This window comes from Paraburkholderia sediminicola, assembly GCF_046027355.1.
Taxonomy (GTDB): Bacteria; Pseudomonadota; Gammaproteobacteria; order Burkholderiales; family Burkholderiaceae; genus Paraburkholderia; species Paraburkholderia sediminicola_B.
Map to the genome: position 1 here is coordinate 55,088 of NZ_JAQQEK010000039.1, position 22,326 is coordinate 77,413.

The window sequence follows — 22,326 nt, forward strand, 5'->3', positions numbered from 1 at the left end:
CGGTTTATGGTCTACCCTTCCCTTCGCGACTGGCTGTTCTCCGTCAAGACGTTTGCCGCGGCGATGATCGCGCTCTACATCGGCCTCGCGCTCGAACTGCCGCGGCCGTATTGGGCGATGGCGACCGTCTACATCGTGTCGAACCCGTTCGTCGGGGCGACGCGCTCCAAGGCGCTCTATCGTGCGCTTGGCACCATGCTCGGCGCCTCGGCCGCGGTGCTGCTGGTGCCGCCCTTCGTCGAATCGCCGTATCTGTTCAGCGTGATCGTCGCGCTATGGACCGGCACGCTCCTGTATCTGGCGGTGTCCGACCGCACCGCGCGCAGCTACGTGTTCCTGCTGGCCGGCTATACGATGCCGATCATCGCGCTGCCCTCGGTGACCAATCCGGGCGGCGTGTTCGATCTCGCGGTCAGCCGCACTGAAGAGATCACGCTGGGCATCGTCTGCGCGAGCATTGTCGGCGGCGCGCTGTTTCCGAGCCGGCTTGCACCGACGATCATCGAGCGAACCGACGCATGGTTTCGCGACGCCGCGTTCTATGCGACCGAAACGCTGTCCGGGCGCATTGCCGGCTCGGCGATTTCGGGCGCCCGGCAGCGCATCGCGGCCACCATCAATGGTCTGGAATTGCTACTGAGCCAGCTTGCCTACGATCACACGCGGCCCGACATTCTGGCGCGCGCGCATGAACTGCGCGGTCGCATGCAGTTGCTGCTGCCGATCATGTCGTCGCTCGCCGATCCGCTGATCGCGCTCTACAACAGCGGCCGGCAGACCTGGCCCGAGGGTCTCGAAAGCCTGCTCGCCGATGTCATCAAGTGGTTCAATGAGCCGATGCCCGCCGTAAGCGAAGGCTATCATCCCGACCCGACGGCCGACGCGTTGCGTGAACGCATCGCGTCGATGCAGCCGCCGCCCTCCGCGCTCGCGGGCTGGGACGGCGCGTTGCTTTCGAACGCACTGTGGCGCATGAAACAGGTGATCGACGTCTGGCAGGACTGCCGCTCGCTGCGCATCATCATCACGCGGGAAGAAGGTTCGTGGCGCCCGCGCTTCCGTCATTGGCGGCTGGGCGGCACCGAGCGCTTCTACGATAAAGGCATCATGCTGTTCTCGACCGGCTCGGCCGCGGCGGCCGTGATTCTCGCGTGCAGTTTGTGGATCAGCTCAGGCTGGAACGACGGCGCAAACGCGGTCACGCTCGCGGCCGTGGCATGCTGTTTCTTCGCCGCGCTCGACGAGCCCGCGCCGTTCGTGTTCCGCTTCTTCGTGGCGACCGCGATCAGCGTGGTGGCCGCGGGCGTCTATCTGTTCGTCGTGTTGCCGCACGTGCATGACTTTCCCATGCTGGTGATCATGTTCGCCGCGCCGTTCATCTTCGTCGGCACGCTGATCCCGCGCCCGCAGTTCAACCTGGCCACGGTGCTGGTCGCGGTGAACACGGCTACCTTCATCAGCATTCAGGACGCGTACGACGCCAACTTTCTGGTGTTCATGAACAGCAATCTCGCGGGCCTCGCCGGCTTGCTCTACGCGTATCTGTGGACGCGCGTGACGCGGCCGTTCGGCGCCGAACTCGCGGCGGCCCGTCTGTTGCGTTCGAGCTGGGCCGACGTGGCGCTCACGGCATCGACGCGGCCGATCCAGGATCCGCGCAATCTCGCCGCGCGCATGCTCGACCGCCTGATGCAATTGATCCCGCGCCTTGCCGCCACCGACGACCATCGCCATCCGTCGATCGAAAGCTTTCGCGATCTGCGCATCGCCTTCAACGCACTCGATCTGCGCCGCCTGACCCACAAGCTGGGCGGCGAAGCGCCGGCCGCGATCGATCACGTGCTCGACGACGTGCGTCAATACTATGAAAGCTGCGTCAATCGCCGCAAGCGCGAGCCGGTGCCCGACAGCCTGATGTCGTCGATCGACGCCGCCGTCGCGCGCGTGACGGCACAGGGACTCGCCAACGCCGGCGCGCCGAGCCCGGCCTCGCAAACATCGGCACGCCGGTTACGCGAGGCGCTGCACGCGCTGGTCGGCTTGCGTCTTTCGCTGTTTCCGGCCACGCTGATGCAACCCACGCCGCCCGAACCGGAGGCCGCTGCCTGATGCGCCCAGCCCATCGCCACTTTCCAGCCCTCTCCACCCTTTCCCCCTTCCCGCGATGATCGGTGAAATCGATATCTTCGGCGTGTTCGTGCCGGCCGTGCTCGTGCTGATGTTGGTCGCGTATCTGATCAACCTGGCCATTCGCACGGTGCTCGCGCGCGTCGGCTTTTACCGTTTCGTCTGGCATCGCTCCATCTTCGATCTCGGCATCTATGTGCTGGTGCTGGGCCTTGTCGTTGTCGTTTCGCACAGACTAATAACGTGAAAAAAACCTGGTTCTCCGTCGGTCAAATTCTGCTGACCCTGATCGTCGTCGTCGTCGCCGCCTTCGTGCTGTGGAAACTGGTCGGCTACTACATGTTCGCGCCGTGGACCCGCGACGGACACGTGCGCGCCGACGTGATCCAGGTCGCGCCGGATATCTCGGGGCTGATCTCGTCGGTCGAGGTGGTGGACAACCAGCAGGTCAAGCAAGGCCAGGTGCTGTTCGTCATCGATCAGGCCCGCTATACGCTCGCGCTGCGCCAGGCGCAAGCCACCGCGCAACAACGCCGCGCCACGCTCGATCAGGCGCGCCGCGAAGACGCGCGTAACCGCAAACTCGGCAACCTGGTCGCCGCGGAGGTGTCGGAAGAAAGCCGCTCGCGCGTCGAACAGGGCGAGGCCGCGCTTGCCGATGCGAATGTGGCGATCGACACCGCGAAGCTGAATCTGCAACGCGCCACGATCATGAGTCCGGTCGATGGTTATCTGAACGACCGCGCGCCGCGCGTCGGCGAATATGTCGCGGCGGGGCGGGCGGTGGTTTCGGTGGTCGACATGCATTCGTTTCGTGTCGATGGGTATTTCGAGGAAACCAAGCTGGGTGGCATCGACATCGGCCAGCCGGTCGATATCACGGTGATGGGCGAGCCGGCGGTGTTGCGTGGACACGTGCAGAGCATCGTTGCCGCGATCGAGGATCGTGACCGCACGCAAGGCTCGAATCTGCTGCCGAACGTGAATCCGGCGTTCAGTTGGGTGCGGCTCGCGCAACGGATTCCGGTGCGCGTGGCGCTCGATGAAGTGCCTGCGGATTTCCGCATGATTGCCGGGCGCACGGCGACTGTGTCGGTGCGGGATTTGTCGCCGGGCGGGAAGAAGCGTCCGGATGCGGGGGCGTCGGGTGCGGTGGCGGCTTCTTCGCCGGCGTCGGCTACTTCTGCTACTTCTACCTCTGCTACGTCGGCGGCGGTCTCATCATCGGGCGCCTCGCAATGAAGCTGTCGCGCGCCCTGCCCTTATTGCCGTTGTTGCCGCTGGCCGTCGCACTGAACGGCTGCATGAACGTCGGTCCGAACTACTCGTTGCCGCAACAGGCGCTTGTCAACGCGCCGCTCGCCAATGCGCCGATCGAAGGCGCCGACACGTCTCTAACGACGCGCCAAAACGTGCCCGCCGTGTGGTGGAAGCTGTACGACGATCCAGTCCTGAACGGACTCGTTGACCAGGCGCTGCAATCGAACACCGACTTGCGCGTCGCCGCCGCGAACCTCGCGCGCTCGCGTGAAGCGCTAGGCGTCGCGCAGGCACAGGGCGGTTTTTCCGGCAAGAGTTCGGCGCTGATCGAACGCGCGCAGGAGTCCGCCGAGCAATACCTGCTCACCGAGAAACTGCCGGTCGTCAATGAAGGCGACATCGGTATCAGCGTCTCGTATGAAATCGATCTGTTCGGCAAGCTTCGGCGCGGCGTGGAGGCGGCGCAAGCGGACACCGAATCCGTGCAGGCCGCGGGCGAACTTGCGCGGATCACCGTGGTGGCGGACGTGGTGCGGTCGTATGTCGAGCAGTGTTCGGCCGCCGAGGAACTCAGGATCGCGCAACAGTCGCTGGCCTTGCAGAAACAGCGCGTGGACGTATCGCGCCGCCTGCGCGACGCGGGCCGCGGCAATCAGCCCGACGTGACGCGCGGGCAGACCCAGGTCGATACGTTGTCGGCCGATATTCCGCGTTATACGGCGCGCCGCAAGATCGCGCAGTACCGCCTCGCGGCGCTGCTCGCCCGCGCACCGTCCGACCTGCCGCCGGCCGTGCTCGCTTGTGACAGGCTGCCGCAAATCCGTCAGCCGATTCCGGTCGGCGACGGCGCCGCGCTGCTCAAGCGCCGCCCCGATGTGCGCGAGGCCGAACGTCAACTGGCGGCATCCACGGCGCGTATCGGCGTCGCTACCGGGGCGCTGTATCCGACGGTGAGCATCGGTGCGTCGGCGGGTTTGACTGGCGTTCTGGAAGACCTCGGCACGTCGCCCACGGCGCGCTGGGGCTTCGGTCCGCTGATCAGCTGGACGTTCCCGGCGAACGGCGCGCGGGGCCGTGTGCGTGAAGCACAGGCATCGAGCCAGGTGGCGTTGGCGAAGTTCGACGGTGTGGTGCTGACCGCGCTGCGCGAGACCGAAACGACTCTTGCGACCTATGCGTCGGATTACGCCCGCGCCGACGCGCTGCGTGCCGCGGTCAAGTCGGCGACCGAGTCGGCGGACGAGACGCACCGGCTGTATCGCGCGGGACGTGAGTCGTTTATTTCGGATCTGGATGCGACGCGCACGTTGACGTCGACGAAATCCCAGGCGGCGGCTGCGGATGGCCAGGTGGCGATCGATCAGGTGAATCTGTTCCTCGCGCTGGGCGGAGGATGGGAAGTGGATCCGCAGAACACGTCTGGTGGTTCGACGCCTGCGGTTGCGGTGCCGGTTAAGGCAACACCCACGGCGGCTGCAGCGAAAGCGCCTTAAAGCGGCTTTTGATCTTGATTGTCTAACGCGGGCCGCTTATCAAGCGGTCGCATTCGACAATCCGCTCTGCTGAGCTATCTACCGCAGCGACACAACCCCACGCTTACACGTGTGCACATTCCGCATTTCCGCCCGCAACACGCGAGCGATCTGCGCGACCGCATCTTCAGCACGCGCCTAACCACACATGAAAATATCGAGCGCGGCGAAGTGATGCTCCGGCCACGTGTGAATCGTGACATGCGACCCGGCGAGCAGCACAGTCCGGGGCTGCTCGCCTTGCGCGACGTGGACGGCTCGATCCTGTTCGCGCATGCCGATTTGTCCGGCATGTCGCTATTCGGTGTACTGGCCGCAAATCGCGCTTTGCGGTCACGCACATCGAGCTTACGAATTATTTTTATTAGCTTTCTTTTACCTTTCATTTCGGGTTAAATACCTATCACCAACCACTCAATACGGGGACATGTATGTCGCAATTCATGAAAAGCGCAGCCACGCTGGGCGGCTGCATCGGCATTTTCGCGGCGGTCGTCGCCGTGGTGGAATTGCTGGCAGGCTGAGCACGCACGGCGTGCTGTTTCGAAAGCGCGAAACACGTCGGAGGCATTACGCGGGGCGGCGCTTTGCCGCCGCCTGGTGGATTGCCGCCCGTACCCGTGGATAGGTGCCGCAACGGCATACGATGTGCGACATCGCCGTGTCGATGTCGGCGTCGGTCGGTTTGGGATTGTGCTTGAGCAACGCGCAGGCCGCCATCAGTTGCGCGCTCTGGCAATAGCCGCACTGCACCACGTCGAGATCGATCCACGCGGTCTTCAATGCCTGTGCTTCAGGACCCTGCAAGCCTTCGATGGTCGTGATCTTCTGCGTGTGCAGGCTCGACATGAGCGTCTGACAGGCAAAGCTCGGCTCGCCATCCACATGGATCGTGCACGCGCCGCAAATACCCAGGCCACAGCCGAACTTGGTGCCGGTCATGCCGAGTTCGCAACGCAGCACCCACAGAAGCGGCATGTCCGGCTCGGCTTGTACCGCCACCGCCCGGCCGTTGATGTTTAGCGATCCCATCGCTTACCTCCTTGCGTTTTGACTCCGGCGTGCTTCACGCGAGTTTCAACGGCAGCGAGCGCAAGCGCTGGCCGGTCAGCTTGAACACCGCATTGGCCACCGCCGGCGCGACCGGCGGCACGCCCGCTTCGCCCACGCCTTGTGGATGCATCTGACTCGGCATGATGTCCGTGTCGATCACCGGGCAATTGTCGATCCGCACCACCGGAAAATCCGTAAAATTTTTCTGCTGCACCTGACCGTTGACGAGCGTGATCTCGTCCTGCAATGCAGTGGAAAGACCGAAGACGACCGCGCTCTCCATCTGCTGACGAATCAGATTCGGATTCACCGGCATGCCGCAATCGATCACGCAAACCACCCGATGCACGCGAATCTTCTTACCAGGGCCGATCGACACCTCCGCGACCTGCGCGACCACACTGCCGAACGCCTCGTGCAACGCGACGCCACGCGCGCGCGGCGCGCCGTCGACGGCATGCGTCAACGGATGCTCCCAACCCGACAAAGCCGCGACGCGCTTTAACACCGCCAGGTGCCGCGGATGCTGCTCGAGCAGCGCAGCGCGAAACGCAATCGGGTCCTTGCCGGTTGCCACGGCGAGTTCATCAGTGAAGCCCTCGGTGAAGAACGCCTGATGCGAGTGGCCGACCGAGCGCCAGAACCCGACCGGCACAGGCAATTCGACGATCTTGTGCGCGACGCGCGCGGCGGGCCATTCGTAGGGCTGATCGAATGCACCTTCGCAGGTGGTCTTGTCGATGGGAAGGCGCGGCGCGCCGTAGTAGCGCGCGAGCGCTTCCGGCACGATCGCCTGACTCGCCGACGTGGCCCGCCACGCCACCAGTTTGCCGCCGTTGTCGAAACCGGCCTTCAGCCGGGACAGGCACGCCGGACGATAGAAGTCGTGTGTGAAATCCTGGGCCCGCGACCAGAGGGTTTGCACTGGACGGCCACCGCCCTCGCGCGCAATCGCCGCGGCCTGTGCGATGAAATCCAGTTCCAGACGACGCCCGAATGCGCCGCCGAGCAGAAGCGTTTGCACGTCGACCTTGTCGGCGTCGAGGTCCAGCACTTTCGCCACATGATGCCGCGCGAGTCCGGGCATTTGCGTGGAGACCCAGACCGTGGCCGCGCCGTCCGCGACCTGCACGGTGCAGTTGAGCGGTTCGACCGCGCCATGGGCGAGATACGGCGCGCGATATTCGGCGCTGACGGTGCGCGCCGCGCGGCTCAACGCGGCATCGACGTCGCCCAGATGGTAGTACGCGTGGCCGTCGCTATCGTCGAGTGCTTGCGCGAGCTGGCGGTCCACGTCCGCGTTCGAGAGCTTCGCCGCCGCGCCGTCATGCCACTCCACGTCGATGGCGGTGACCGCGTTCATCGCGCGAAACGGGTTGTCCGCGATCACCGCGACGCCGCCGGTTCCACCGCTGTACGGCGCGACGGCGAACGCCTTGATGAAGCCCGGCATTTTCGCGGCCGCCGTTGAGTCGAACTTTGCCACCGAACCGCCCAGCGTTGGACACATCTCCACGCTCGCGTAGAGCAGGCGGTCCGGCAGCACGTCGATGCCGAAGCGCGCCGTGCCGTTGATCTTCGACGCCGCTTCGATACGGCGTAGCGGTTTGCCGATCAGCTTGAAGTCGGCGGGATCTTTCAGCGCTACCTTGCGCGGCAGCGCTTGCTGCGCGGCCATCGATGACAATTCGCCGAAGCTCGCCTTATGGCCCGACGGGTGCAGCACCTGACCGCCTTCGGCGCGGCATTCACGGGCCGGCACTTTCCATTGCGCGGCCGCTGCGCTGATCAGCATGGCGCGGGCCGAGGCGCCGGCTTCGCGCATCGGCGTCCATAGATCGTTGATGCTCGATGAACCGCCCGTCATCATCGTGCCGGCCTCGCGCACCAGCTTGCGGGTCATCCAGACGGTGGCGCGTTTGACGGTGCTGTCGTCGTCGGGGCGAAACGGCAAGTCGTCGATGATGCTTTGCACGCTGTTGTAGATCTTGTCGATAGGCGAGTCTTCGACGCGCACCTGCGACCAGTCGGCGTCCAGTTCTTCGGCAAGCAACATCGCGAGGCCGGTGTGGATGCCCTGACCCATTTCCGCCTTGCACATCATGATCGTCACGCTGTTGTCGGCGGCGATCTTGACCCAGCCGTTGAGCGCTACTTGCGTGCCTTGCGCCGGCAACGGCATGGAGGTGGTCAAACGCTGACCCGGCGGCAACACCGACCAGCCGACCAGCAACGCGCCGACAGCGCCGGCGCCGCCGAGCAGAAAGGTTCTGCGTTTCAACATGGCATGGTTCGATCAGCTTGCACGATGGCTGGGAAGCTGTGAAAGCGCGGGTCGGCGCCTGGCGTTGTTCCTCGGAATAGTAATAAGACGGGAGAGTAGATGTGGGACTTAAATGCGTGCGGTTAAGGCAAGGGGGCTTGGGGCGGGGGATGGGGAGGACGGCGGGGATCGGGGGAAGTCGTGGGGTGTTTCATTAAATGGGGTGGGGATGACCCAAAGCGACTTAGCCTGCTCGTCCTATACGCGATGGCATCGGCTTTCTGATCTAGCTCAAATGTGTGCCGCGCGAAGCCCGCAAAACGATGCGTTCAGAACAAAAATAGCGACTTCATCAAACCTTGCCGACCACCTTTTCATACAAATTTTTGTATAATCAAAAATGATCGATGTGAAACCACTCAAGTTCTGCGGTAGCTCTCTGGACGACTTGCGCGAGTTTCCGCTTTCGGCGCGACGCGACGCCGGCCACCAACTCGATCAAGTCCAGCGCGGTCGCGACACCGACGACTGGAAACCCATGAATACGATCGGCCCCGGCGCACGGGAAATTCGGATTCGCGAGGCAGACGGTGCATTTCGGATCATCTACGTCGCAAAGTTCGACGACGCGGTCCATGTGCTGCACTGCTTCCAGAAAAAGACGCAGAAGACCAGCAAAGCGGATCTGGAGCTCGCCACCAAGCGTTACCGCGAAATGAAAGAGGCTAAGGCATGACCAATCAAACATTTTCGAGCGTCTGGGACGCCATCGAAGACACGCCCGAGCAAGCGGAGAACATGAAGCTTCGCTCGGTGCTGATGATGGCAATCAAAGACCATATCACCCGCACCGGAATGAGCCAGGCAGAAGCGGCCAGGCGATTCTGCGTCACGCAGCCGCGCGTGTCCGATCTCATACGCGGGAAGATCAATCTGTTTGCGCTCGACGCATTGGTCAACATGGCAGTCGCGGCGGACATGCGCATCGAGATGCGCGTGGTGGACGGCCCCTCGAAACGCAGCGCCGGCACCTCGGGGGATAAGACGGCAACGCGCAAGAAGCCCGCTGCAGCCGCAAAAAAATCGGCAACAGCAAAGAAGCCAACCACAAAGGCGCCCACACGGCGTAGCAAGCTCGGCGCCGCCGTTGCCGCGCAGATGCGCTGAAAGACAGTTCGCGCGCCGCATCAATAGAGAGCGGATGCGTCGGCCTCGTGCCGCCGCACCTCCCCGTCTTCCACCTCACCGCCGGTTCGACCCCGACACGACATCGATCCACACGGCCAGCACGAGAATGCTGCCCTTCACGATCATCTGCCAATAGGCGTCGACGTCGAGCATCGACATGCCGTTGTCGAGGCTCGCCATCACCAGTGCGCCGATCAGCGCGCCGTAGACCGTGCCGGATCCGCCGCGCATCGACGTCCCGCCGATAAAGCACGCCGCAATCGCATCGAGCTCGCCCATCGATCCCGCCGAAGGCGAACCCGCGGCAAGCCGCGCCGTATTGACGATGCCGCCGAACGCGCACATCAGCCCCATCAGCGCAAAGATCGCCAGCTTCACGCGGTTGGTGTTGACGCCTGACAGCCGCGTCGCTTCGAGATTGGAACCGACCGCATAGATACGTCGCCCGAACACGGTCTGCGTGGCGATCCACGTGAAAATACCCAGCAGCGCGAGCAGCAACAGAACCGGCACCGGAATACCGCCGTAACGATCGAGCGTCGCAACGAAGCCGGCGAGAATCACACCCGTGCCGACCACCTTGACCACGTCCTGCCAGAACGGCACCACGCGCAACTGATAGCGCTCGCGGTTACGCCGCTGCCGTATCGTCAGAAACGCCAGCAGCAGAAACAGCACCACCGCGAGCGTATCGCCCGCGAGCCGCGGCAAATAGCCTTGGCCGACGAACACGAAACTGTCCGACACCGGCGCGATCGTCGAGCCGCCTGTCACGCCGAGCAGAATGCCCCGATACGCGAGCATGCCGCCGAGCCCCACAATGAACGAAGGCACACGCCGGTATGTCGACCACCATCCGTTGAACATGCCGACCAGCACGCCGAGTAGCATCACCACCGGCAACGTGACGCCAATCGGCCAGTGGCGGTTGACGTCGAGTATCGCCGCCACGCCGCCGAGCAAACCGAGCAACGACCCAACCGACAGATCGATCTCGCCGGCGATGATTACGAACACCATGCCGCAAGCCAGCATGCCGGTAATCGACATCTGCCGCAGCAGGTTCGACAAATTGCGCGGCGTGACGAACGCGCCGTGCGTGAGCACCGAAAAGAAAATCCAGATCGCGGCCACGGCGATCAGCAGCGCGAGAATCTTGTAGCGCGCGAACAGTTGCTGAATGCGCTGCGGACCGCCGAATGCGCCTCGCGGCACGGCTTCGTCGGCGCGTTGGGAAGTAACGTCGGGCGTCATGCGGCACTCGCTGCGGTTGGGTTCGGGGATCGCTGCACGGGACGGATCGCGGCGCTGAGAATGTCCTCCTGCGTGAGGCCGTCGTTGACGAAATCGCCTCGCAACTCGCCTTCACCGATCACCAGCACGCGATCGCTGATGCCGAGCACTTCGGGTAATTCGGAGGACACCATCACGATCGACATGCCGCGCTGCGCCAGTTGAAAAATCAGCTTGTAGATTTCGAATTTCGCGCCGACGTCGACGCCGCGCGTGGGTTCGTCGAGAATCAGCACTTTCGGATTGGTCAGCAACATGCGTGTCAGCACGGCCTTTTGCTGATTGCCGCCCGACAGACTCGCAATCGACAACATGGGATGCGCGGCGCGCACCGAAAGCCGCTTCATCTCCGTATGAATCGTATCGAGTTCGGCAGCGGAGTCGATTCGCCCACCCGAGGCAAAGCGCTGCAACACCGCCAGCGTGATGTTGTGGCCGACGCTCAGCCCCGGCACGATGCCGTGGCGCTTGCGATCTTCCGGCACCATGCCGATGCCCGCGCGAATCGCATCGACAGGTGCGCGAATCTTGAGCGGCTTGCCGTCCATCACCACGGTCGCCTCGCTCACGCCGGGATACGCGCCGAAGATCGCCTGCATCAACTCCGTACGCCCCGCGCCGACCAGCCCGGCCACGCCGAGAATCTCGCCATGCCGCAGCGCGAACGACACATCGTTCACACGCTTGCGACGCGGATTGGTCACGTCGAAGCAGGTGACGTGGCGCGCTTCGAAGATCACGTCGCCAATCGGATGCGGCTCGCGCGGAAACAGGTTCTTGATTTCGCGACCCACCATCAATGAAATAATGCGGTCGGTCGTGAGCGCGTGCATCGGCTCCGTCGCGACATGACGTCCGTCGCGAATCACGCTGATCGTGTCGCACACGGCCGCCACCTCATCGAGCTTGTGCGAGATGTACACGCAGGCCACGCCGCGCCGCTTCAGATCGCGCACGATGTCGAGCAGAATGCGGATCTCGGAAGAAGTCAGCGAAGAGGACGGTTCATCGAGAATCAGCAGCTTTGCGCGCTTGTTCAGCGCCTTCGCAATCTCGATCAACTGCTGATGGCCGCCGCCATAGTTCATCACCGGTTGCGCGGCATTGATACCGCTAATGCCGAGTTCGCGCAGCAGTTCGTCGGCGCGCTGATACATCGCGGCGTAATTCATGCGGCCGCCGGGCAGCGTGATTTCATTGCCGAGAAAGATGTTCTCCGCCACCGACAACTCCGGCACCAGCATCAACTCCTGGTGAATGATGATGATGCCGGCGCGTTCGGTGTCGCGCACGCTGGCGGCTTTCAGCGGCTCGCCTTCCCAGATGATTTCGCCGTCCCAGGTGCCCCACGGATATACGCCGGAGAGTACTTTCATCAGCGTCGATTTGCCCGCGCCGTTCTCGCCGCACAGGCCCACGCACTCGCCGGGCGCGACCGTGAGGTCGATGCCGTCGAGCGCCTTCACGCCGGAAAACGCCTTGACGATGCCGCGCATCGTCATGAGAGCTTGCGTCATTCGCTATGCCTCGCTGCAAGGCGCGCGACGGCGCCGATACGCATGACACGCATCGAGGTCCGCCGCGCACACGTTACGCTCATTGGCTCGCGAGCTGGGCCTGGCTGTAGAAGCCGTCCTTGACGACTACATCGACGTTGCTCTTGGTGAGCAACGTGGGTTGCAGGAGCACCGTGTCGACTTTCTTCTTGCCGTTGTCGTATTGCGAGTTAAAGGCGGGTTTTTCGCCCTTTGCAAGCGCCACGGAGAGCTTGGCCGCTTCGCCGGCGATCAGTTTCAGCGGCTTGTAGACAGTCATGGTCTGCGTGCCGGCAATCACACGCTTCACGGCCGCGAGGTCCGCGTCCTGGCCCGACACCGGCACTTTGCCGGCCATGTGTTGCGCGGCGAGTGCCTGGATCGCGCCACCGGCGGTGCCGTCGTTCGATGCGACGATCGCGTCGATCTTGTTGTTATTCGCCGTCAGCGCATCTTCGACAATTCGCAGCGCCGTGGACGCGCTCCATTCCGGCACCCACTGCTGACCAACCACTTTGATGTCGCCCTTATCGATAGCGGGCTTCAGTACCTTGAGCTGGCCTTCGCGCAACATCTTGGCGTTGTTGTCGGTCGGCGCGCCGCCGAGCAGGAAGTAGTTGCCCTTCGGTTGCGCGTTATAGACGCCTTGCGCCTGCAATTCGCCGACCTTTTCGTTATCGAACGAGATATAGGCGTCTACATCGGCATCGAGAATCAGGCGGTCATACGAGACGACCTTGATGCCCGCTTTCTTCGCTTCGGCGACCACATTGCCGAGCGTCTTCGAATTGAACGGCACGATCACGATGACATCCACGCCGCGCGAGATCAGATTTTCGATCTGTGAAATCTGCCGCTCTTCGCTCGCATCGGCGGATTGCACCGACACTTTCGCGCCGAGTTTTTCCGCTGCGGCGACGAAATAGTCACGATCGCGCGACCAGCGCTCGACGCGCAGATCGTCGATACAGAAGCCAATTTCCGGGTGATCCTTGCTTGCATGCGCGAGCGGCGCGACAAGCGACAGGCTGGCGAGCACCGCTCCACACACGAGCGAACTCAATACGGTACGACGCGTTGCGAATTTCATCTCTGTCTCCTTCTTCTGATAGCCGGAATACCGGATTGGACGGTTTGCGCTGCGAGCCGCAAGACCGGACAAGCGACAACCCAAAGCTTCCTGTTTCGCGCGGTCGACGTGGCCGCGCGATTTTTTATGTGGTGTGGCTGCTTTCTGATGCGTTGCTTCTTGAGACGCTGATCAACGTCCGCTGTAAATCGCCTGATTCACGATGTTTTCCATCAGCTCCTGATGGCCGCTCGCGTGCTGCGGGTTCAGACCGCGCGCCAGCGCATCCGCCGCCAGCGTGGAGAGCGAATAGTCACCGGAAAGGATCTTGCGGCCGAACTCCGCGTCCCAGCCCGCGTAACGTTGACGTTTGAATTGATCGAGACGATCGTTTTCGATCAGCACCGCTGCGCGCTCGACGGCGAGCGCGAGGTTGTCGATCGCACCGATGTGGCCGTAGAACAGGTCTTCCGGATCGACACTTTGGCGCCGCACTTTCGAATCGAAATTCATGCCGCCGGTTGTGAAGCCGCCGTGTTTGAGAATTTCGTAGAAGGCGAGCGTCAGTTCTTCCACACTATTTGGGAATTGATCCGTATCCCAGCCGTTTTGCGGATCGCCGCGATTCGCGTCGACGCTGCCGAAAATGCCGAGCGCGTAGGCCGTGGCGATCTCGTGATGAAACGAGTGGCCTGCGAGCGTCGCATGATTGGCCTCGATGTTGACCCGAATCTCTTTGTCGAGCCCGTGTTGCAGCAAAAAACCATGCACGGTCGCGACGTCGTAATCGTATTGATGCTTGGTCGGTTCCTGCGGCTTGGGTTCGATCAGCAGCGAGCCTTTGAAACCGATCTTGTGCGAATGGTCGACGACCATATGCAGAAAACGGGCGAGTTGATCGCGTTCACGCACGAGGTCGGTATTGAGCAAGGTGTCGTAACCTTCGCGTCCGCCCCACAGTACATAGTTATCGCCGCCGAGCCGTTGCGTCGCATCGAGCGCATGGCGCACCTGGGTCGCCGCAAACGCGAACACCTCCGGATCGGGACTGGTCGCGGCGCCAGCTGCATAACGGGGATGCGAGAACAGATTGGCCGTGCCCCACAGCAGCTTGATGCCGGTGCTCTCCTGCTTGCGCGCCAGATAGTCGGAGATGCGTAGGAAGTTTTCGCTGTATTCCTTCAGGCTCGCACCTTCGGGCGAGACGTCGGTATCGTGAAACGTGTAGTACGGCGTGCCGAGCTTCGAGAAGAACTCGAACGCGGAATCCGCCTTTTGCTGTGCGCGCTCCATCGCGTCACCGGCTTGCTGCCAGGGACGCCGAAACGTCCCCTGCCCGAAAATATCCACGCCCGGCCAGACAAACGTATGCCAGTAGCACACGGCAATGCGTAGATGTTCTTCGAGAGTCTTGCCGAGCACCTTTTTGCTTTTATCGTAGTGGCGGTACGCAAGCGGGTTATCCGATTGAGGGCCTTCGTAGCGGATCTCGGGAATGTGTTCGAAGTAAGACATCAGCGTCTCCAGTTTATGGTGCACCGCAACCCGTGCGACGTCGCCGCGCCGGTTGACAAGGTGACGCCATGCTGCCGCTTGCCAGTTGCATCGGCAATTGCGAAATTGCGCAGCGTGCTTGATGTTTCTTACCGCCCTCGATTTTGTTTCGCACCGGCGCGCGATTCGGGGCCTAGAATAACCAGACGCTTAAAACCGCTGCCGTTCAAATTAAGCATCCAACAGGAGACGAAGGCGTGACGGGTCATTGACCCGCGCGCCGCTCACGCCCATGACCCGTCCGCAAACACCACAGACGACCCATCGGATCGCGCTGCTGTTCAACGCGAACAAGGTCTACGACCGCGAGATCATCACCGGCATCGGCAACTATCTGCTGTCCACGCGAGTGGCGTGGGATCTATTCCTCGAAGAAGATTTTCGCTGCCGGCTGACGGGCATCGAACGTTTCGACGGCGACGGCATCATCGCGGATTTCGACGATCCTGCTGTGGGCGAAGCGCTGCGCGATTGTCCGTTGCCGGTGGTCGCCGTGGGTTCGTCGTTCGAAGATCCCGCGCACTATCCTCCGGATTTACCCTATATCGCCACCGACAACAGCAAGCTCGTCTCGCTCGCTTATACGCATCTGATCGGCGCGGGTCTTGAGCACTTCGCGCTGTACAGCCTGCCGCAGGCGCAGGAGAACCGTTGGGCGCAACAGCGCGAACTCGCGTTCGCTCATCTGCGCAGCACGGATGGACATAGCGCGGAGCAGATCGACAGCGAGATGTATCGCGGCCTCTCGACCAGCGCGCCGTCATGGAACCAGGCGACCGAACAGCTCACCGCGTGGCTGCGGGATTTGCCGAAGCCGGTCGGCGTGATCGCCGTGACCGATGCGCGTGCGCGGCATCTGCTTCAGGCATGTTTGATCGCCGGCATTCCTGTACCGGAGGAAGTCGCGATCATCGGCATCGACAACGATCCGTTGACCCGCACATTGACGCGTATTCCGCTCTCTTCAGTGATTCAGGGTACTGAGGAAATGGGCCGCACCGCCGCTCACCTTTTGCATCAGATGCTGCATGGCGCGCGTTTCCCGGGGCGGCGCATTCTCGTGCCGCCGGTCGGCATCAACGTGCTCGAATCGACGAAGCATCAACCGCTTGCGAGTCCATATGTGATGCGGGCGCGACACTTCATCCGACAGTACGCGTGCCAGGGCATTCGCACCGAACAGGTTGCCGACTATGTGGGCGTGTCGCGCTCGTCGCTCGAAGAGTACTTTCGGCGCGAACGGCAGTGCACCGTGCATCAGGAAATCCTGCGCCATAAACTCGATGTCGCGAAGGCACTGCTGGCGAAGCGCGATGCGTCGAGTGCGGAAGTGGCGATCCGTTGCGGCTTTACGTCGCTGCAATACATGTACGCGGTGTTTCGCCGTGAACTCGGCTGTACGCCGCGCGAATACCAGGAGCAGGCGAATTCGACGTCCGCGCCGGGCTGAGCATGCCTATTCTCTTTTCTTTTCACTGACGACATGATCAGCATCGCACAACTTTCTTCCGAGCCGTGGGGCACATTGCGCGGCGGCGATTCCGTCCGACTCTTCACGCTGCGCAATGCGCACGGTATGAAAGTCGCCATCAGCGATCTGGGTGCGACGCTGGTCTCGTGGCATGCGCCGGATCGCGCCGGCGTGCTCGGCGATATTCTGCTTGGCCACGACACGCCCGCTGAATACGTGGCAGCCACCACTTATATGGGCGGACTGATAGGCCGCTGGGCGAACCGCATTGCCGATGCGCGCTTCACGCTCGATGGCATCGAGTACACGCTTGATCGCAATGAAGGCGCGAACCTGCTGCACGGCGGCACGGGGGGTTTTCATCGCGCGCTGTGGGACGTGAGCGAGGACAACGGCGCGTTGCTCATGCGACTGGAGTCGCCCGAAGGCGACGCCGGTTTTCCGGGCAACGTGACCACGCAAGTGCGCTACTCGCTCGACGACGACGGCACGCTGACCATCGCCTATGAAGCGATCACCGATGCCGCGACGCCGCTCAATCTGACGAGCCATCCGTACTTCAATCTCACGGGCCGGCCGGGTGCCGACATCCGTGGCCACGTGTTGTCGATCGATGCCGACCGCTTCTTTGAAGTCGATGCCGCCATGATTCCGTGCAAGCTGGCCGAGGTCGCAGGCAATGCCTTCGACTTTCGGCAGAGCGCACCGATCGGCGCGCGGCTCGACTGGCCGCACGCGCAGTTGGCGACGGCCGGCGGCTTCGATCATTGCTACGTGCTGCGCGATGCACCCGACGCCGGCACGAACGGTGCCATCCCGCCGATGCGTCAGGTCGCCTGCGCGTACGATCCTGGCAGCGGACGCGAATTGACCGTGTCGACCGATCAACGCGGCTTACAGTTTTATAGCGGCAACTGGCTAAAGGGCGACACAGGACGCGGCGGCGTTGCGTATCAAGCGCATGCCGGTTTGTGTCTTGAAGCGGGCGGCTTTCCGAACCAGGTCAATATGGCTGAGCAGGACGAGGTGATCGTGCGAGCCGGCAGCACGTATCGCCAGGTGACCGCGTATCGGGTCGATGTACGCCAAGGCGTGTGACGCGATTCTTCATATATTACGGACGACATTACATCACGCCGACTTATTGTTTGTGGCAACACTGAATTACCGTATCAGGGGTTTCCCCTAGACCACGCCCTTCCTAGAATCCGTGCATGGTGCTGAAGATTGCTGCGGCGCCCAATAAAACATTCTCGGAGGGAAGCATCATGAAATCGCTTATCAAAGCCGTGGCGCTAGTTGTGGTGTTCGCAGCGCCGGTGGCATCGTTCGCACAATCCGAGCAACCGGTCACGCGCGCCGAGGTCAAGGCGCAATTGAAGCAGATCGAACAGGCCGGCTATAACCCCGCGGTCGCAACCGACTCCACCTACCCCGCTGACATTCAAGCGGCCGAAGCACGCGTTGCTGCGCAGAACAGTGGAGCGACCGGATATGGTCCTCCCACCGCTGGCTCGTCGGAAACCGGCTCTGACGTTCCTGCTGGGAATCCGAATCTGCAAGGTCAGTAGTACGCAATCTGTTTGGGGCAATTCGATGCGAGCGCATGGTTCAGGCATGCGTTCGTGTTCGTGCGTCGAACGCGTGACCATGACAGCGCAATGTCAGAAAGTCCTTTGACGAAAATAATGGCTCAGCTATCCTAAGGCGGCAGTTCGATGGTTCTCCGCGTGCATTCATGTGCATCGCGAGAACTTCTACTCAACGTCGCTTCGGGTTCAATCGTGAAAGTCCGTGGTCCATTGGTGAGATACCAGCGCGGTCGGGAAAGAACGATCCTGTTCGGCGGTCCGATCGCTCATCAGGGGAGCAGCTGCGCTTCGCCATCCCGTCCCCTGTCTATCGATACCGTCTTGTCGCGTCGCTCCGTGCGTCGGCATAACGTCATTGCCGCGCCTTCAGCCATTCCTGTGCGTACCGACGAAATCGCGTCGCTTCTGCCCTAGCCCCCTTCTCTTTTCGCGAGTCTGTGTTGCATGCGGGAGACCGTCCGTTTAGCGGTCGCACGCCTGCCATGCATTTGCCTGTTCGTGCTTCGCAAGTTCGCTTGCTAGCGCGGGACGGCTTATAGCGCTCGCTTATCCGCATTCTTTTTAGCTTTGCTGTGCGCTTGCGCTGCGGCAGGCGACGTCACGTCTCTTTTCGTCTTTCGCCGTTCTATGTGGATCGCGTGGACTGAGAGCGATGGTGTGCGCGCGTCTGTGCTACGGCGATAACTGAAGATCGATATCAAGGAGATTGCAGAATGAAGACTCGTCACGCCTCGCTTCTTTCGCTGGCCGGCACGATGCTGTGCTCGCTGACCGCTTTGACCGCGATGAACGCTGCGCGCGCCGCGGACACGTCGCTGAATGTCTACAACTGGTCCGACTACATTGCGAAGGACACGATTGCCAACTTCGAGAAGCAATCCGGCGTCAACGTGAAATACGACAGTTACGACAGCGACGATACGTTGCAGGCCAAATTGCTTGCGGGCAGTTCGGGCTATGACATCGTGGTGCCGACGTCGAGCTATATGGCGCGGCAGATCGAAGCCGGCGTCTATCAGAAGATCGACAAGTCGAAGATGCCGAATCTCGCCAACCTCGATCCCGGCTTGATGAAACTGATTGCCGATGCCGACCCCGGCAATCAATACGGCGTGCCTTGGGCGTGGGGCACCGATGGCATCGGCTACAACGTGGAAGCGGTGAAGAAAGCGCTCGGTGGTGAAGCGCCGGTGGATAGCTGGTCGCTGTTGTTCGATCCGGCGAATCTGTCGAAGGTGAAAAGCTGCGGTGTGTCCTTTCTCGATTCGGCCGCCGATGTTTTCCCCGCTGTGCTGCAGTACATGCATAAGGATCCGAACAGTACTAATCCCGGCGACTATCAGGCGGCGTATGAAGTGCTGAAGAAAGTGCGGCCGTATATCACGCAGTTCAATTCGTCCGGCTATATCAACGATCTGGCGAACAACGATATTTGCGTGGCGTTTGGCTTTTCCGGCGATGTGGGGATTGCGCGGCGGCGTGCGTCGGAAGCGAAGCGTTCATATGAGGTGCGGTTTTCGAATGTCAAGGACGCGGGGTTGGTCTGGATGGATGTGATGGTGATTCCAAAGGACGCGCCGCATCCGGAAGCGGCGATGAAGTGGATGAACTACATCGAAGATCCGAAGGTGAGTGCGGAGATTACGAATGAGGTTTTTTATCCGACTGCGAATCGTGCGGCGCGGAAGTTTGTGACGCCGGCTATTGAGCAGGATGCGAATGTTTATCCGCCTGAGGCTGTGCTGAACAAGATGACGTTGATGCGGCCGCAGCCGGCGCCGATCATGCGGTTGGAGAATCGGCTTTGGGCGCAGTTGAAGTCGGGGAGTTGAGGGGTTTTGTAGCTGGCGGTTGCGTTGGTGGTTTCAGGTGAGTCTTTTGGGCGTGGCGCGGGCAGTGGGTGCATGCGCTGCGCTTCTTTTTTCTATTCTTCTATTTTTCTAATTTTTCTATTCGAGACGTTATGGGTATTTTGAGTATTGTGGATTTTTCAGCGCCTGCTAAGGAAAGTGTTGAGTACATGCCTAAGGCGGAGGCTGTGCTAGCCGGTGATCCTTTGCAGATGGTTCATACGCATTTTGCTAGCCCTTGTGGGCAGCTTGCGGCCGGGATTTGGGAAGGGGCTTGCGGGCAGTGGGCTGTGAATTTTACGGAGAGCGAGTATTGCGAGATTCTTGAAGGGGTGTCGGTGATTCGGGATGCGGATGGCGTGGCGAAAACTGTGCGGGCTGGGGATCGGTTTTTGATTCCTGCGGGGTTTAAGGGGACTTGGGAGGTTGTTGAGCCGTGTAGGAAGGTTTTTGTTTCGGTGGAGTTTAAGGGGTAGGTTTTTTGTGGCGCTATGGTGCTGTTGATGAAGGAAGCGCATACGATTGTGCATGACGCCTCGCTTCGTTGCTATTGGTCGGCCATTATCCGTTGATCAGTGCCGCACGGCGACCGATTGCTGCGCTTGCGCTTTTACGACCGACGCGGTTTTGGCGGGCGCTCGTTTTCGCTTGACGACGTTGGCGGTGGGTTGCGATCCGCTCGCGATCTTCGATGCTTCGGCAAGAAGGCGCGTTGCGTGGCTGGCCGTGAGGCGGCCTTGGGAGACGCCCTTTGCATCGAGCGCGATCACCTGGAAAAGCTCGCGGTCGTTTTCGAGATCTTGCTGATATTGCTCTGCGGTGTCGACGAGGAGTTCGAGCATGGTCTGGCGACGGCGTCTTTCGTCGCTCGTGATGGGAGGATTCCTACATATAGAAGACGCGAGTGTTATCAGCGTGTTCAGTTGGCTCATTTGCCGGTCGCAGAGGTCGAATGCAGATAGGGCGAGTTTTTCGTACTGGAGTGCGTCGACGGGTGGGCGTGAAGCGGGTTGACTCTTAATGGACTTGGTCATTTTGCGATCTCCCTGATGCTTGCTCAGATCGCCCGACACTCGCTTTGGGAAGTGGGTGAGCGGGCACGTAGCGGGATTGGAAGACCGGGATACAAACAAACCGGCGAGCCTTGCGGCTCCCCCACTACAGCCCGCCCATTGGAATATAGACGTGCAGCAGCAGACGCACGACCCGCTGGACGGGTGTGCGGTTTGTATCACTGGCTTCCAAACCAGGCCGCCGGGTGTTTCCCGATGGCTTGGTGATTATAAATCAGGCGGAATTATGAGAGAGTAACTGAGCAGGCGAAAGGTTTGATTTTGGCTGATCGGACTAGCCAATGATGTCGCCGCAGGTTCGACGCGCGTCTTCCGAGTAGGCCAGCCCGCGCGTTTCAGCGGTCAAGCATTGACGCAATGACGGGCCATCGGCCAAAGCCGCCGTTCGCCTGTTGACACCTGCATGCCGGCTCACTCCAGCAAAGTGGTCGTTCGACGGCGGCAATCGCGAACGGTCGATGTGACATCGGCGAACGCGTACTTTCGACCCTGAACTGCCCTTCGATCCCGGGCGAACTCAACGACAGCTTTCGAGGTTCAACGGCCGTTGGAAGGCGAAAATCAGAGGGAAGGTCGGGGATGTTTGCCTCGCATTTTTAATCGAGATCAATTACGAGGTTCAGCTAACTAACCCGGCCTCGTGGTACGCACGCTCAGCTCGGCCACCCTGGAGTGTGCGTTTCGCATTACTATACGAGTCGATACGCCGGCCAACGCCGGCTGGCCGATGCCTTCGGCCTCCTGCTGTGGATCCTGCTTGCTCGCCGTGATTGATAGCTGCCATGCAAGATCGAGTCCAGCATCATTTTTCACGTCGGTTATCTGCGACTCGCAGGTGCGAGGTTCCGCCCAAGGACATACTCAGGACCTCGCTGGTAAATATTCCCTATCCGCTTGGCAGCGAGTCGGGCGTGTCGTGCGATATGGCATTGGGCTTGCAAACACGTGCTCGCCAGATCAATCGCGTTGGTTTTGCCAGAGGTAAGCGCGAAACAAACGCGTCGCGGCCTTTCTCCAAACCGAATCAGGTCGCCTGCTGCCGCCACCCCTTACCTCTCGCAGTTGCGTGACCGGAATGACGAAAGAACAAATCGAATATCGATAGGCAGCGTCCATTGGGTGTCGCTGTCAGTCCGACATCACAGATTGACCACTCAAACTGACGAAACACGACGGTGTCAGTTTCGTCCTGATCGCCGGTGGTCCCGACGCCGATGATGACTTTCATCACTCACCTCGGCAGGAAGGAAACGCTTCAATACTAGACGCGCACAGGCTTTTAACACTCATCCGCTCCGATCAGGAATCTGGATTCGCGAATGGTGTGAAACGGCCAGTGCGAGCGCCCAATTTCACAACGTGCTGGAACTCGTCAGAACTTCACACGCAAGCCGCCTAGCACGGCGACCTGCCGATTGGTCGACGATGGGGTTCCCACATCGGCAATCGCTGCGATTTTCTGGTAA

Annotated in this window: 19 protein-coding genes and 1 pseudogene; 12 read left to right on the plus strand and 8 right to left on the minus strand. The window is 61.3% G+C overall.

From position 1 onward, the window contains the following. Positions 1 to 6: 6 nt before the first annotated feature. The 5 genes from PQR42_RS39045 to PQR42_RS45815 all read left to right on the plus strand — a co-directional run bounded on the left by PQR42_RS39045 (position 7) and on the right by PQR42_RS45815 (position 5,315). On the plus strand, positions 7 to 2,109 hold the full coding sequence (locus PQR42_RS39045; RefSeq protein ID WP_408390829.1) for an FUSC family protein: 2,103 nt from the start codon (positions 7 to 9) through the stop codon (positions 2,107 to 2,109). A 55-nt stretch (positions 2,110 to 2,164) separates the two neighbouring features. Beyond that, positions 2,165 to 2,374, plus strand: a complete 210-nt coding sequence (locus PQR42_RS39050) for a DUF1656 domain-containing protein (RefSeq protein ID WP_115778589.1) — start codon at positions 2,165 to 2,167, stop codon at positions 2,372 to 2,374. Beyond that, positions 2,371 to 3,369 carry an efflux RND transporter periplasmic adaptor subunit gene (locus tag PQR42_RS39055; RefSeq protein WP_408390825.1) on the plus strand — a complete coding sequence of 333 codons (999 nt, stop codon included), beginning with the start codon at positions 2,371 to 2,373 and terminating at the stop codon, positions 3,367 to 3,369. The genes PQR42_RS39050 and PQR42_RS39055 overlap by 4 nt, the downstream gene beginning before the upstream one ends. Then, on the plus strand, positions 3,366 to 4,880 hold the full coding sequence (locus PQR42_RS39060; protein ID WP_408390823.1) for an efflux transporter outer membrane subunit: 1,515 nt from the start codon (positions 3,366 to 3,368) through the stop codon (positions 4,878 to 4,880). Before PQR42_RS39055 ends, PQR42_RS39060 begins: the two co-directional genes overlap by 4 nt. Positions 4,881 to 4,991: 111 nt before the next feature. Beyond that, complete coding sequence (locus PQR42_RS45815; protein ID WP_459252334.1) at positions 4,992 to 5,315, plus strand: hypothetical protein; 324 nt, start codon at positions 4,992 to 4,994, stop codon at positions 5,313 to 5,315. Between the two features lie 174 nt (positions 5,316 to 5,489). Here PQR42_RS45815 and PQR42_RS39070 read toward each other — a convergent pair whose 3' ends face one another. Beyond that, on the minus strand, positions 5,490 to 5,951 hold the full coding sequence (locus tag PQR42_RS39070) for a (2Fe-2S)-binding protein (protein ID WP_132383888.1): 462 nt from the start codon (positions 5,949 to 5,951) through the stop codon (positions 5,490 to 5,492). A 34-nt stretch (positions 5,952 to 5,985) separates the two neighbouring features. Continuing rightward, on the minus strand, positions 5,986 to 8,256 hold the full coding sequence (locus PQR42_RS39075; protein ID WP_408390821.1) for a xanthine dehydrogenase family protein molybdopterin-binding subunit: 2,271 nt from the start codon (positions 8,254 to 8,256) through the stop codon (positions 5,986 to 5,988). Positions 8,257 to 8,635: 379 nt separating this feature from the next. On the opposite strand from PQR42_RS39075, the gene PQR42_RS39080 reads away from it, so the two are divergent. Together PQR42_RS39080 and PQR42_RS39085 are read left to right on the plus strand one after the other, a co-directional pair. Then, positions 8,636 to 8,971 carry a type II toxin-antitoxin system RelE/ParE family toxin gene (locus PQR42_RS39080; RefSeq protein WP_408390819.1) on the plus strand — a complete coding sequence of 112 codons (336 nt, stop codon included), beginning with the start codon at positions 8,636 to 8,638 and terminating at the stop codon, positions 8,969 to 8,971. Beyond that, positions 8,968 to 9,240: pseudogene (locus tag PQR42_RS39085) on the plus strand (helix-turn-helix domain-containing protein); the annotation flags it as partial. The gene PQR42_RS39080 and the pseudogene PQR42_RS39085, both read left to right, overlap by 4 nt. 237 nt (positions 9,241 to 9,477) lie before the next feature. On the opposite strand, the gene PQR42_RS39090 reads toward PQR42_RS39085, so the two are convergent. The 4 genes from PQR42_RS39090 to xylA all read right to left on the minus strand — a co-directional run bounded on the left by PQR42_RS39090 (position 9,478) and on the right by xylA (position 14,835). Next, entirely contained in the window at positions 9,478 to 10,677 is a 1,200-nt protein-coding gene (locus PQR42_RS39090) for a sugar ABC transporter permease (protein ID WP_408390816.1), read from the minus strand. Next, the gene (gene xylG, locus PQR42_RS39095; RefSeq protein WP_408205170.1) at positions 10,674 to 12,233 is read right to left on the minus strand and encodes a D-xylose ABC transporter ATP-binding protein; all 1,560 of its coding nucleotides are present in this window, start codon (positions 12,231 to 12,233) and stop codon (positions 10,674 to 10,676) included. Before xylG ends, PQR42_RS39090 begins: the two co-directional genes overlap by 4 nt. Before the next feature lie 79 nt (positions 12,234 to 12,312). Then, on the minus strand, positions 12,313 to 13,341 hold the full coding sequence (xylF, locus tag PQR42_RS39100; protein ID WP_408229351.1) for a D-xylose ABC transporter substrate-binding protein: 1,029 nt from the start codon (positions 13,339 to 13,341) through the stop codon (positions 12,313 to 12,315). A gap of 171 nt (positions 13,342 to 13,512) precedes the next feature. Continuing rightward, on the minus strand, positions 13,513 to 14,835 hold the full coding sequence (xylA, locus tag PQR42_RS39105; RefSeq protein ID WP_408390811.1) for a xylose isomerase: 1,323 nt from the start codon (positions 14,833 to 14,835) through the stop codon (positions 13,513 to 13,515). A gap of 271 nt (positions 14,836 to 15,106) precedes the next feature. On the opposite strand from xylA, the gene PQR42_RS39110 reads away from it, so the two are divergent. The 5 genes from PQR42_RS39110 (at position 15,107) to PQR42_RS39130 (ending at position 20,263) form a co-directional block, all read left to right on the plus strand. Beyond that, positions 15,107 to 16,324: a XylR family transcriptional regulator gene (locus PQR42_RS39110; RefSeq protein ID WP_408205173.1), complete on the plus strand. Its 1,218-nt coding sequence runs from the start codon at positions 15,107 to 15,109 to the stop codon at positions 16,322 to 16,324. A gap of 33 nt (positions 16,325 to 16,357) precedes the next feature. Continuing rightward, positions 16,358 to 17,443 (plus strand): aldose epimerase family protein, encoded by a 1,086-nt coding sequence (locus PQR42_RS39115; protein WP_408448543.1) that lies wholly within the window; start codon positions 16,358 to 16,360, stop codon positions 17,441 to 17,443. Positions 17,444 to 17,613: 170 nt separating this feature from the next. After that, entirely contained in the window at positions 17,614 to 17,916 is a 303-nt protein-coding gene (locus PQR42_RS39120) for a DUF4148 domain-containing protein (protein ID WP_408205393.1), read from the plus strand. A gap of 776 nt (positions 17,917 to 18,692) precedes the next feature. Next, the gene (locus PQR42_RS39125) at positions 18,693 to 19,769 is read left to right on the plus strand and encodes a polyamine ABC transporter substrate-binding protein (RefSeq protein WP_408390899.1); all 1,077 of its coding nucleotides are present in this window, start codon (positions 18,693 to 18,695) and stop codon (positions 19,767 to 19,769) included. Between the two features lie 68 nt (positions 19,770 to 19,837). Beyond that, positions 19,838 to 20,263: a cupin domain-containing protein gene (locus PQR42_RS39130; protein WP_408390807.1), complete on the plus strand. Its 426-nt coding sequence runs from the start codon at positions 19,838 to 19,840 to the stop codon at positions 20,261 to 20,263. 96 nt (positions 20,264 to 20,359) lie between these two features. Here PQR42_RS39130 and PQR42_RS39135 read toward each other — a convergent pair whose 3' ends face one another. Both PQR42_RS39135 and PQR42_RS39140 read right to left on the minus strand, forming a co-directional pair. Then, the gene (locus PQR42_RS39135; protein ID WP_408205395.1) at positions 20,360 to 20,821 is read right to left on the minus strand and encodes a hypothetical protein; all 462 of its coding nucleotides are present in this window, start codon (positions 20,819 to 20,821) and stop codon (positions 20,360 to 20,362) included. A gap of 1,063 nt (positions 20,822 to 21,884) precedes the next feature. After that, on the minus strand, positions 21,885 to 22,088 hold the full coding sequence (locus tag PQR42_RS39140) for a hypothetical protein (protein WP_408205176.1): 204 nt from the start codon (positions 22,086 to 22,088) through the stop codon (positions 21,885 to 21,887). Positions 22,089 to 22,326 lie beyond the last annotated feature (238 nt).